The sequence below is a fragment of the Neobacillus sp. NPDC097160 genome, from assembly GCF_044762155.1.
Lineage (GTDB): Bacteria > Bacillota > Bacilli > Bacillales > Cytobacillaceae > Neobacillus.
Map to the genome: position 1 here is coordinate 37,065 of NZ_JBIWDU010000019.1, position 11,938 is coordinate 49,002.

9 protein-coding genes and 1 pseudogene are annotated in these 11,938 nt (G+C 38.3%); all 10 read right to left on the reverse strand.

Going from position 1 to position 11,938, the window contains the following annotated elements:
* Positions 1-257 precede the first annotated feature (257 nt).
* A complete protein-coding gene (locus ACIQXV_RS23485; RefSeq protein ID WP_402962741.1) occupies positions 258-1,862 on the reverse strand; it encodes a phosphodiester glycosidase family protein in 1,605 nt (534 codons plus the stop codon).
* Between the two features lie 121 nt (positions 1,863-1,983).
* Positions 1,984-2,172 (reverse strand): annotated as a pseudogene (locus ACIQXV_RS23490) (Lrp/AsnC ligand binding domain-containing protein); the annotation flags it as partial.
* Positions 2,173-2,269: 97 nt separating this feature from the next.
* Positions 2,270-3,865 (reverse strand): FMN-binding glutamate synthase family protein, encoded by a 1,596-nt coding sequence (locus ACIQXV_RS23495; RefSeq protein WP_402962744.1) that lies wholly within the window; start codon positions 3,863-3,865, stop codon positions 2,270-2,272.
* Positions 3,866-4,225: 360 nt separating this feature from the next.
* Positions 4,226-4,825 (reverse strand): TetR/AcrR family transcriptional regulator, encoded by a 600-nt coding sequence (locus ACIQXV_RS23500; protein WP_402962747.1) that lies wholly within the window; start codon positions 4,823-4,825, stop codon positions 4,226-4,228.
* 111 nt (positions 4,826-4,936) lie between these two features.
* Positions 4,937-6,187, reverse strand: coding sequence for an ABC transporter substrate-binding protein (locus tag ACIQXV_RS23505; protein WP_402962750.1), 1,251 nt, complete (start codon positions 6,185-6,187; stop codon positions 4,937-4,939).
* A gap of 13 nt (positions 6,188-6,200) precedes the next feature.
* On the reverse strand, positions 6,201-6,905 hold the full coding sequence (locus ACIQXV_RS23510; RefSeq protein ID WP_402962752.1) for an ABC transporter ATP-binding protein: 705 nt from the start codon (positions 6,903-6,905) through the stop codon (positions 6,201-6,203).
* The gene (locus tag ACIQXV_RS23515) at positions 6,892-7,656 is read right to left on the reverse strand and encodes an ABC transporter ATP-binding protein (RefSeq protein WP_402962755.1); all 765 of its coding nucleotides are present in this window, start codon (positions 7,654-7,656) and stop codon (positions 6,892-6,894) included. The genes ACIQXV_RS23510 and ACIQXV_RS23515 overlap by 14 nt, the downstream gene beginning before the upstream one ends.
* Complete coding sequence (locus tag ACIQXV_RS23520) at positions 7,634-8,620, reverse strand: branched-chain amino acid ABC transporter permease (RefSeq protein WP_402962758.1); 987 nt, start codon at positions 8,618-8,620, stop codon at positions 7,634-7,636. Before ACIQXV_RS23520 ends, ACIQXV_RS23515 begins: the two co-directional genes overlap by 23 nt.
* Positions 8,620-9,474 carry a branched-chain amino acid ABC transporter permease gene (locus tag ACIQXV_RS23525; protein ID WP_402962760.1) on the reverse strand — a complete coding sequence of 285 codons (855 nt, stop codon included), beginning with the start codon at positions 9,472-9,474 and terminating at the stop codon, positions 8,620-8,622. The genes ACIQXV_RS23520 and ACIQXV_RS23525 overlap by 1 nt, the downstream gene beginning before the upstream one ends.
* Positions 9,475-9,576: 102 nt before the next feature.
* The gene (locus ACIQXV_RS23530) at positions 9,577-11,934 is read right to left on the reverse strand and encodes a xanthine dehydrogenase family protein molybdopterin-binding subunit (protein WP_402962763.1); all 2,358 of its coding nucleotides are present in this window, start codon (positions 11,932-11,934) and stop codon (positions 9,577-9,579) included.
* Positions 11,935-11,938 lie beyond the last annotated feature (4 nt).

Sequence of the window (11,938 nt, forward strand, 5' to 3'; positions counted from 1 at the left end):
CCATTCCAACTGGCATTCTTTTCATTTATAGCTTAACTTGATGCCAAGTCGAAAAGGTTAATCCAACGTAAATATATTGTTAAAACATTATAAAGCTGTTTATACGTTAAAAGATGCTTCCTAGAGACAAAGGATTTTCAGCATCTATATATATCCGTTTGCTAGTAAAAACTCCCTTTTAAAGGGTAGATGAAATCAGCCTGGCAGTTCAAGCTGCCAGGCTGGTTCTCAGGTTTATTTATCAGACTAGTATATTATTATTTTTCTAAAAGGATCCCATCGCCAATTGGGCGTTCTCCCGCTGCATCAGATGGCCTTGTCACTAAATCATCATCCACTGTCATGGTGGTTGATCCGCCACCATCGAGATTAATTGCTTCTACCGCTCCTAATGATTTCATGACTTCGGCACTTTCTTCAAAACTGGCTCCCACACTCCATCCCGGTGCACGGCCATCGATGGTCACGAATAAGAGGTTGCCATTTTCCTTGATTCCAGCGAGGGTCCGTGGATTGCGGCGTTCCCCAAAGCGATAATAAAACCCGGAATCCTCTTGCCAATGAAATCCTTCTTCCACTGCATTAATGGAAATATTGCCGTTTTTGATTAAACGCGGCCCGCCATTAACGATATTGGTTGTCGAATCTAATTTTACTGGTTTCCCATCCGCTAAAAGCTCACTGTTGATTTGAATTTTCATGCCTATTTTTGCATGACTGTTAAGCCAATCTGCTGCATCTCCTGTTGCCGCGAGGACATAGCCGTTCTCAGGAATTTCAGTGCCCCGTTCATTGCGGACATCCGTTACAACGCCGGCATCATTGATGACAGCTTCAACGCCTATACCCGATTCCGTTTTTCCGCCAAATTCCGGCGTAAATTGGATAAGCTCGCTGTCATCCTTACAGGTAAAATCATGCTTTGGCTTTTCTGTTGTTGTGTCTCCACCGACACCGCCGCAATTTCGGATCAGCCCTGGCTTGCGGTTTAGTCCATCAACCTCTCTTACTGCCCCGTCGGATGAAATGGCTTGAATAGAAGTAGAAATCTTTGCAATTTCAGTATTCAAGCCAGTAGGCGAGAGCAGCAGGCTGGTTCTGCTATTGATTGCCTCACTTATCAGTTTTCCATTGATCACTGAAATTCCGGCCAGATCGCCTGGTGTACCATCATTCGCTCCAACTACAAAATACCCGGCATTAATTCCGGCGATCGTGTTATTCCTTCCTGCCATTTGGGTTAAGGTCTCTTTTCCAATTATCTGATCATTTGCTAATACGGGCTGCAGCTTTCCATGGAAGCCGGCCGGATTTACTTCAAGGATATTGACAACCCATGGCCCTGTAGTTTTCCCGCCATCTTCACCAGTATAGACAACCCGCAGACCTGTGTAGCCTTGCTTTGCCAGCCTTTGCTGTAATTCTTTGGCCTCCGTTTCTTGTTGAAAACTGCCGGTACGGACTACATATCCGAGCGGCCCTTTTGCTTGGTCATCCATTGCCCGATCTGAAACCTTGTTAATTTGAATATTTTCAAAGCCATCCTCTTTTAATTTTTTCGATAAAGCTTTCGCCTGTTCATGTGTTTCAACAAATGCTGCATCGACTGTGTAATAGTCCTTGGCTGATACTTTCCCGCGGATCACTTTTGTATAAGTCACTCCGGGAGCCAAAGTCTTTGTCGTTCTTTGTTCTTGCAGGCTAGGAATTCCAAGCGGCAGAGCCGTTTTTTCATTATGTATTTGCAGAAGTTCGTTGGATTGTGCCTGTACAGGAAGTTGGTGAGTGGTGTTAGCAAGCAGCCCCGCTGCCAAACTAATAGTGGCAACCGGTAATATGAATTTTTTCCTTAACCTTTTCATTTCCCTCTCTCCTTTAATAACCTTATTTATCATTGATTTTAACAAACGGAGATTACAGGATGATTAATTCATTGCCAAGAGTTTATTTAGTTTTTGTAAAATTCCCACTAAAATGCACACTTTATTTAATAACCATCGATAATTTATAATTTGCATACTTGTTTAAGTCTACCAAAAATTGATCTAACAGTTCATTAGATGGGAATTTACATTCAAGAAGATAACAACCATCTCCACTGATTTTATAGTTATGTAGGATGTATTTCTCTTGTGTTTTTATAAATGAGAGATACGGTTGATGATGAGTACTATCAAACGGTAAATGAAACCCGGTTATATTAACCAAATCGAATGAAAGTACTACCATTCGGGCAATGAAAACCGTAAAGGTCTAGTAGTTCCCTGCTTTAACTAATCTGTTGTTCCATTTCAGCGAGGACCCTCTCTAGAGAAATGACAACACCCTTGTCATCCTTATAACAAATATGCTGCGGGCGGAAATGAACCGGCGAATCCAGACCAGCCGCCGCAGCGATACGAAATAGTCCTTGTCTTAGGGTAACTAAATAGTTGACGACACGGTACTTCTTTTCATCTATGACGAGGGCTTTTTGCATGTCTGGGTCAGTTGTAGCAACACCAACCGGACAAGCATTGGAATGACATTTTAATGTTTGTATACAGCCCACTGTAATCATAAATCCACGGGCAATATTAACTAAATCTGCGCCAAATGCCAATGCAATGGCAATTCGGTCGGGGGTGAACAGTTTACCTGAAGCTATGATTTTCACGCGGTCACGCACACCATATTTTTTCAAAGTTAAATCTAAAATAGGGAGGGCTGATTTAATTGGCAGGCCCACACTATCAATTAACTCCTGATAAGATGCTCCTGTACCGCCTTCACCCCCATCTACGGTAATAAAGTCCGGGCCTTTTCCAGATTCCTTCATATATCTTGCCAATTCTTCCGCGCTATCATTGCTTCCAATGACAATCTTCATTCCAACCGGTTTTCCTGTATGATTGCGAATTTTTTCAATAAAATCACACATGGAGGCAATATCGCCGAATTGTTTAAACCGGTTTGGGCTGTCTACAGATTTGTAGGGTTCCACTTTCCGAATTTCAGCAATTTCTGGATTGACCTTTTCCGCATCAATATGCCCACCGCGCGTTTTTGCTCCTTGAGCCAGTTTGATTTCGAATGCTTTCACTTGCGGAATCTCGCTTTTTCGTTTCAATTCATCCCAATCTACATCACCATTTTTATCACGGATGCCAAACAGACCCGGACCAATCTGCATAATGATATCGACTCCGCCCTCTAAGTGGTAAGGAGACAAACCGCCTTCCCCAGTGTTCATCCAGGTGCCCTTTGCCAAAGCTAAGCCTTTAGATAAAGCAGTAATAGCATTTTTCCCCAATGCCCCATAACTCATCGCTGACATGCCAATCAGGCTTTTAACCACAAAGGGGTATTTGGTATTTGGGCCAATGACCACCGCATCGTCATCATGAAGTAAGTTGGCGAGTGATTCATCATCTTCCCACTTTTCCTCCCTATCCGTAAACAGGGGATCTTTTAGCAAAATATATTTTTTGGTGGTAACAGTAGTTTCGTGATCCATTTTGATTTCTTCGTTTAATTTTGGAAACATATCATTTCGAACGAAAAAGCCTTCTTCGTCAAAATCACGTTTGGATCCAAATCCAACAACATCCCGCTGATATTTGGCACTCTTTACGATGTGCTCATAATCATCCCTGGAAAACGGTTTACCCTCCGTATCACTGTTAAACCAATACTGCCGCATTTCCGGACCAATTTTTTCAAAAAAATAGCGTATCCGGCCCAATACAGGAAAATTCCTTAAAATAGAGTGCCTCTTTTGATTTCGGTCGAAAATAAGTAAATATCCGATAAAAGCAATAATCGCAAATAGTACAAGTACCAAAAAGACAAATACAATGATGACAAATATATCAGCAATATTCATTTCACATGGCTCCTATGTGATGGACTGGATTTAATAATTATTCATATTTTTTCCCCCGCTTGGGAATTTATTCAACAGAACACCCAGCCATTTTTCCCAGAAAAAAAACCGCTTGTATGAACTACGCTTTTTGGATGAAAGAGTTATTATCACAATCTATAAAGTGTAAACTGTTTTCTCTTAATAAAAGAGCGAACAGAATCTGTTCGCTCTTTTTGAAATCACTCTGGAGAATAATGGTATAATTAAGGCTATTCCCCAATTATATTATTTTTGTAACGTAAAAGTTAGTTTGCAATAACTCACAAACATTTGACAAAATGTCTGTAATTTAATTAACTTTCATACGTTGGAAAGTTATTAATCACTTTTTTTCAGTGCATTAACAAATAACTGAACTGCAGAATAAATAAATTCATCGCTGTCTATTGAAGTAATTTGATGACCTTCTACAAAATGACGTGAAACAAATTCGCCATACACCATATACAAATAGGTCATTGCCAAACTTTCAACATTGCCATCGAATTTTATCTTTCCTTGTTGCTGCATTTCTAAAAAGTAATAGATAAGAAGTTCTTTTAATTGACGTGGGTGTTTATTAATTTGATTATACAACCCATCAATTGAATTCCCTTCTTTAAATGCAATTAGAATGACCTTTTGATTTTTCTTCATTAGTTTATGATAAGATTCACTTATCATAAACAAATCTTTTTCTAAATCCCAAACAATATTTTTCTCAAATAGTTCTTTCATCGAAGTAGAATAATAGAATCGGTCAATCGCCGCTTCTAATATACCTTGCTTTGTTCCGAAATGACGAAATAATGTCATTTCACTAACAGATGCTTCTTTTGCAATTTCCTTTGTTGAAACTGCTTTATAACCTTTTTCAGCAATTAAATTTATTGCTGCATACAATAGACGATCACTAGTATCTGACATATCTATACCCAAAATTCCCACCTCAATATTAGTCGCTTAATGTAATAATATTTTAAGCGCATATTGATTGTCAATGAAAGGAATATACGTTCCTCGAATTAATTATTAGAAACTTCTGAATTTTTATTCCAAATAATCAGCTGCGAAGAACTTAACTTGCTTCCATTTACCATCGACTACTTCCATTAATGCATACGATGAAGAAATATTTCCGTGTTCATCAAAATCAATAGGGCCTGAAGCTCCTTGATAGTTAATATCGTTACCTTTTCTCAATTCTTTCAAAGCATCTTTAAAGTTATTTACTTCCTTACCAGGAGGGTTTGTTACTTCACGAATTTTATCATTAATAGCTGAGCCACTGGCTTCACCTGCCGCTTCCATAGCAAGCGCAGTAGCAATTACAAGATCATAAGCATTAGCATTGTAATAACCACTTGATGGTGCAGCATTAAAACGGGCTTTATATTTTTCATTAAAGGTCTTAAATGCTATGTTCTTCTCATCTTCCATTGGAATAATTGTCCTAATACCTTCTGCTGCATCTTTACCAATAACATCGATAAATTCTTGAACTGCAACGTCAGGTGTTACATACCAAGACCAGTCGTAACCTTTTTGCTTCGCCGTTTTGAAAATCATTGGGGCTGTATCAATTCCACCAGAATAGTAGACTAAGTTTGGTTTAACATTGGCAATATTCTTTAATTCGCCATTATACGTATTTTGTCCGGTATTAAAAGTAACTTCTTTTAATATTTTTCCTCCATTTTCTTTATATAGTTCATTAAACATTGCGACATCACTTTGGGCTCCTTCATAGTTGCCAACCATAACAGCTATTTCTTTATACCCATTTTCCATAAAAACTTTTGCCCTGACAGCTCCAATGGCGGAATCGGAAGCAGCTGTACGGAAAGCATAATTTCCTCCTACTTTATCTAATTCAGTAGAACCTGCAAATGGTGACATGACTGGGACTTTAGATTTTGGAGCTTCACTTAAAAGTGCAAGCATTGACTCTGTTTCAGGCCCAATTGCTGTAACAGCTTTGTCAGCACTTACAAGCTTCTGATATCCTTTGATTGCCCCTTCAACAGTAGAAGCTGTATCTACATCAATGATTTTAACTTTTTTTCCATCTAAAATACCGCCTGCCTCATTTATTTCCTCTTGAGCTAAAATAATCGAATTCATATTTTCTTTCGTGAATGAGGCTAGCCAGCCTGTCAAACCACTTAAATAACCAATATTTACTTGACCCCCGCTCTTACTCGCACTTTTCCCAGTCGTATTGCCAGCTGCACTTGTACATCCACTTACAACAGCAACACTCATACCAATTAAAAATAGGCTTTTCATTTTTTTTCTCACTTCGTTTCCCCCCTTAATGTCTTAAAAATAATTCTTCCAAATTTTCTTCTTCCATAAATTGTCTTCCTGTTCTCTCCATTTTTATTACTCCTGAATCCATTAGGTAAACACGATCTGCATGGATGAGGACATCTTTTGGATTCTCTTCAACAACCCAGATGATGGTAGTTCCTTTATTGCGTATTTCCACTATCAACTCTATTAACCCTTTAATAATTTGCGGTGCCAACCCAGTGATCGGCTCATCTAATAGGAGTAACTTTGGATTTACAATTAATGCACTTGATAAAGCTAACATTTGTCTTTCCCCACCGCTTAATGTACCAGCTTTTTGATTTATTCTTTCTCTTAGACGAGGGAACATATCAAGCATCTCTTCAATTCTGCTTTGTGGATTTTTTAGAGTATAAGCTCCCATTTCAAGATTTTCTCTTACACTTAATTCTCTAAATACATTTTTACGCTGAGGCACATAACCTAAACCCATTTTGGCAATTTCACTTGGCGGCAGATTATCGATCCGTTTATCAAATAAACGAAGAGATCCTTTCATCAGAGGCAACAAACCACTTATAGTATGCATAAGCGTTGTCTTGCCTGCGCCATTTGAACCTATTATTGCTACCAATTCCCCCTCTTCCACCTTAATACTTACATCATGTAATATAGGTATTTTTCCATATCCTGAAACAGCTTCTTTCACTTCAAGAAGACTCATTATTGCTCACTCCTAAATAGACGGATTTTACCTGCTCGTTATTTGATATTTCCTCCGGAGTGCCTGATGCAATCAGTTCACCATTTGCCAAACAATAAATACGATCACATATCCGATAAATAAAACCTAAATTATGATCAATAACTAGAAATGTCATTCCTTCTTCTCTAAGTCGTAAAATATGTTCAACCATTTTATCAAGCATACCTGGATTAACACCAGAAGCCGGTTCATCTAATAGCATTATTTTGGGATTAGCCATCAGTTGTCTGCATAACTCTAATAATTTTAGTTCAGCCGCACTTAAGTTTTCTGCTAGTTCATTTCTTTTATCATATAAATTAAACTGTTTCAGTAAATCACAAACTATATAGTAATTTTTCTTTTCTGTTTCTTCGATATTTTTCTTATATATAAACGTTTTAAAAATCCCTTCACCCTTTTGTGTTGGCACAACCATTAAATTTTCTAGAATACTCAGTTTTGGAAATCCTACAGGCGTTTGAAATGTTCGGAGTAGTCCTTTTCCAACTAGATCTTCCGGCTTGACATTCGTAATTTCTTCATCTAAAAAGTTAATTTTCCCTTTGTTCGAGTTAAGAAAAAGACTGATCATATTAAAAAGTGTCGTTTTTCCAGCACCATTTGGACCAATTAATCCTACTATTTCCCCTTGATGGACTTCCATCGATACATTTTTAACAGCTTGCACACCACCAAAGTTTTTACTAATTCCATTTACGAGCAACATTTGGACTGCCACCTTCCGTTAGCACAATTCCTCTATCCTGATTAAACTTCAATAACTTTTCTACGGATTTGAATTTCTCTGCAATCAATCCTTGCGGAAGGAATCGAAGAACCAGAATTAACATAGCACCTGATATTAATTGACGCATTCCCGCTAAAAGGACACTATACTCGGCTGGCACTGGGATGAAACGGGTTGCTTCTTGAACAAATATAAGAACGAAAGCCCCCAATATCGCACCACGGTTATTCCCTATACCCCCTAAAACAAGTGCAGTCCAAACGGTAAAGGTAACAGCTGAACCAAACATATTAGGTGCAATAATCGACATATACCAAACGTAAAAGCAGCCAACTACCCCTATCATCGAACTACTAAGAACAAATACCTTTAATTTCGTACTAAATATCTTCTTTCCAATAGACTGAGTTACTTGTTCATTTTCACGAATAGCTCTTAAGTAACGTCCGATTGGAGATTCAGCCAATCTTTGGGCAAAGTAGTAAAATATAGCTAAGGTTACAAGGACTATTCCAGCAAAGAACACCATATAAACTTCACCTGGAATGATATCCTGAAGGGGCTTTGCCAATCCGAACATTCCAACATTTCCATTTGTAAGCCATTTCTCATTCGTCGCAACGATTCGAATAATTTCAGCAAATGCAAACGTTGTAATTAACAAATATTCACTTCGCAATCTTAAGGATGTAAATCCGATAAATAGACTGAATAAACCTGTTATCACTGCAGATCCAATAATCCCTACGATCATAGGTAAACCTAATCCATACGGAGCTCCAGTCGACAATACCGTATATGAGTAGGCACCTATTGCAAAATACCCAACTAATCCCAGATCCCACAATCCTAGAATACCACCATTAATATTTAATGAAATGGACAGCATGGCATAAATTCCACCTAAAGCAACAAGCCCCGATATAAAGACGAGTATATCCATTATGATGCTCCTCCTCTTGATAATCCCTGCGGTCTAACAAGTAAAACGATAATGACAATGATGAACGCAACGGCTGTACGATAGGAAGTCGGAATAACTATTGTGCTTAGATCCATACTCAATCCGATAATTAATGCAGCGAGCATTGTACCATAGAGGTTCCCCATTCCTCCAACGATTACCACTGACATGATGACTAAAATTTGGTGCCACCCCAATTCCATATTAAGCGTACCAGTCATCGCCAGAAAAATACCAGCTAACCCTGCTAAACCGGAAGATAACAGCCAAACATAATTTGATAATTTTTTCGAATTGATACCTCTTAATTGGGCTAAGTCACGATTTTCTGCCATTGCCCTGAATCCTTTCCCATTTCTTGTTTTTGTAAGAATTAAATGAAGGGAAACGATACAAACCAATGATGTGATGATAATGTTCAACTCTAGGAAGGAAATGATTTGCGTTCCAAATAATTCAATCATTTTACTAGTTTCTAAACCAAAGGTCCTGATTTCAGGACCTACAATTCCTTGGACCACACCATAGATTACCCAAGAAAGTCCGACTGAAGTAAACAATAATACTAAAATTCCATTTTTTCGAACTGGAAAATAAAAGATTTTCGCCAAAACTAACCCAAGTATTGCTGTCGAAATAACTGATGCGATTGCTGCTAATAAAAAAGGAAGATTCAATACCACTTTGAATAAATAAGCAGAATATGCACCAATTAATAAGGTTTGTCCGTGTGCAATATTTAAGAAGTTTTCGGTTTTCCAAACCATAGAAAACCCAATGGAAGCGATGATCAAAATACTGCCTGTAACTATACCAAATATAAGATAATCCATTTCCAACCCCCCAGTACTTTTGAATGAACTATGCGACTACTTAGGCATGAATAGACCTATTCCTTTTTATGTGTTTAGCACGCTTAAAGCAGCTTAAGCGTTTCACTGAGAATGTTCTGCCTCTTTTATTAAATGGAATATTCGATTCGGGCTAAGCGGCAACTCGGTAATTTCAATTTTCAATGGATGTAAGGCATCTCTTATAGCATTAGCAATTGCTGCTGGCGGAGAAATAGTACCTGCTTCTCCTACCCCCTTAATTCCCATCGGATTCCTTGGTGATAATGATGTTACATCTTCCATTATTACATCTGGTATTTCGATAGAAGTCGGGATTAAATAATCCATAAATGTTCCCGTCATAAGTTGACCGTAGTCGTTATAGACAATTTCTTCATAAAGCGCGGCTCCAATCCCTTGAGCTACCCCTCCTTGGACCTGTCCGGCTACTATCATTGGATTTAACATTCTTCCACAATCATCTACAACGATATATTTTTCAATCGTAACAAACCCTGTTTCTTTATCAACTTCGACAATTGCAATATGAAACCCAGAAGAATACGTAACCGTTTCTGGTGAAAAATAATGAGAAGTTTCTAAGTTTGGATCCATACCTTCAGGAAGTTTACAGTTTGGTCCGGGTCTTGAAGCACTAATGATATCGTTGAATGTGACAAATACATCCTGTGTTAATGGATTAAATATTTTCCCATTTTCCAATAATAATTGTTCAGTATTTTCCTCTAATAACACACTTGCAATTTTAATGATTTTTTCACGCAATTTTGCCGAAGCAATGTGAACCGCATTTCCAGCTGTTACCGCACTGCGGCTAGCGAATGTTCCTACACCGAAGGGAACGACATCTGTATCACCCGCTCTTACAGTAATATCATCTGGGCTCACCATTAGTTCATCCGCACAAATTTGCGAAAATGTGGTTTCATGACTTTGTCCGTGTGGAGTTGATCCCACACTTACAATGAACTTCCCTGTTTCATCTAAACGAACAATTGCTCCCTCATACGGACCAATCCCAGTTCCTTCTACGAAGGAAGATATTCCAATGCCTACGTATTTCCCCTGGCTTTTTAACTCCTTTTGTTTACTGCGGAATGTTTCATAGTCTGCTAGTTCAAGTGCTTTCTTAAAACTGGCGGGGTAATCCCCACTATCATAAATGAGTTTGAAACCATCCCGATAAAACATTCCTTGATCATAAGGCATCTCTTCATGCTTAATCATGTTTTTCAACATAATATCAATCGGATCCACCTCTAATTGTTCGGCAACCATATCAATAATACGGTCCATTACATACACTGCTTCCGGACGTCCAGCTCCACGATAAGCAATATTTGGTGCTTTGTTTGTCAACACACAGTATCCTTTAATGTCAAAATGATCAATCTTATAAAGACCTCTCATATGTGCTGCTGTATTATAGGAAACGGTTAATAACAAAGGATTATATGCTCCGTTATCAACAACAAATTCATCTTGAATTCCTGTAATTGTCCCATCGTCCTTATAAGCGACTTTGACTTTGTGAATTTGATCCCTGGCATGTCTAGTACTTAACATATGCTCTAATCGATCTTCAATCCATCTTACGGGTCTTTCCAAAACTATAGATAAATATGGGATTAGTATTTCTTCAGGATATACTGCACATTTTGCACCAAAGCCGCCTCCCATATCAGGGGCTATCACTCTTATTTTGTTTTCGTCTATACTTAATAATCGGGATAAATTTGTCCTTACCATATAATTGACTTGTGTAGATGTCCAAACTTCTAATCTTTCTAATCTTGTGTTATACGTAGCTACTACTCCGCGGGTTTCCATTGGATTTGCTGTAACACGAGGGGTTTTAATTTTAGTCTCTAAAACATGGTCTGCCTTTGCAAATGCCTCTTTCGTGTTGCCAATAGATAAGTCAAAATGTGCTTGAACATTGTTGCCTAAATAAGGATGTATAACTGTAGCATCTTCAGCCATTCCCTTATAAGGATCTGTAACAGGCTGCATAGCTTCATAATCTATTTTCACTAATGCCGCCGCATCTTCAGCAATATATCTATCTTCAGCAACCACGATTGCAACTGGCTGCCCCACATACACTACATGCTTTTTCGCAAGCAAGTCTTCAGGACAAGGTTTTATTACAGGTTTTATGGAATCTATTAAACTTTTTGGTAAAGAAAACTCTGAAAGCGAAGGGAGCGACTTTACCTTCCCTTCAATATCGCTTGCAATAATAACGGCGTGAACTCCTGGATGTTGTTCAGCAGCCGTTTTATCAATATTTTTTATGAGTGCGTGAGCATATGTGCTCCTAATCACTACTGCTTCAACCATATCGGTTAACTTTATATCTGCGACAAATTGGCTTTTACCTGTAAGTAATCGATAGTCTTCTTTCCGCTTGTAACTTTGGCCTACATACTTTGTCATCATT

Excerpts from the sequence above, each read along its gene's own strand:
- ACIQXV_RS23495 (WP_402962744.1), bottom strand. The coding sequence starts at position 3,865 with ATGAATATTGCTGATATATTTGTCATCATTGTATTTGTCTTTTTGGTA.
- ACIQXV_RS23485 (WP_402962741.1), bottom strand. The coding sequence starts at position 1,862 with ATGAAAAGGTTAAGGAAAAAATTCATATTACCGGTTGCCACTATTAGT.
- ACIQXV_RS23520 (WP_402962758.1), bottom strand. The coding sequence starts at position 8,620 with ATGGATATACTCGTCTTTATATCGGGGCTTGTTGCTTTAGGTGGAATT.
- ACIQXV_RS23525 (WP_402962760.1), bottom strand. The coding sequence starts at position 9,474 with ATGGATTATCTTATATTTGGTATAGTTACAGGCAGTATTTTGATCATC.
- ACIQXV_RS23515 (WP_402962755.1), bottom strand. The coding sequence starts at position 7,656 with ATGTTGCTCGTAAATGGAATTAGTAAAAACTTTGGTGGTGTGCAAGCT.
- ACIQXV_RS23510 (WP_402962752.1), bottom strand. The coding sequence starts at position 6,905 with ATGAGTCTTCTTGAAGTGAAAGAAGCTGTTTCAGGATATGGAAAAATA.
- ACIQXV_RS23530 (WP_402962763.1), bottom strand. The coding sequence starts at position 11,934 with ATGACAAAGTATGTAGGCCAAAGTTACAAGCGGAAAGAAGACTATCGA.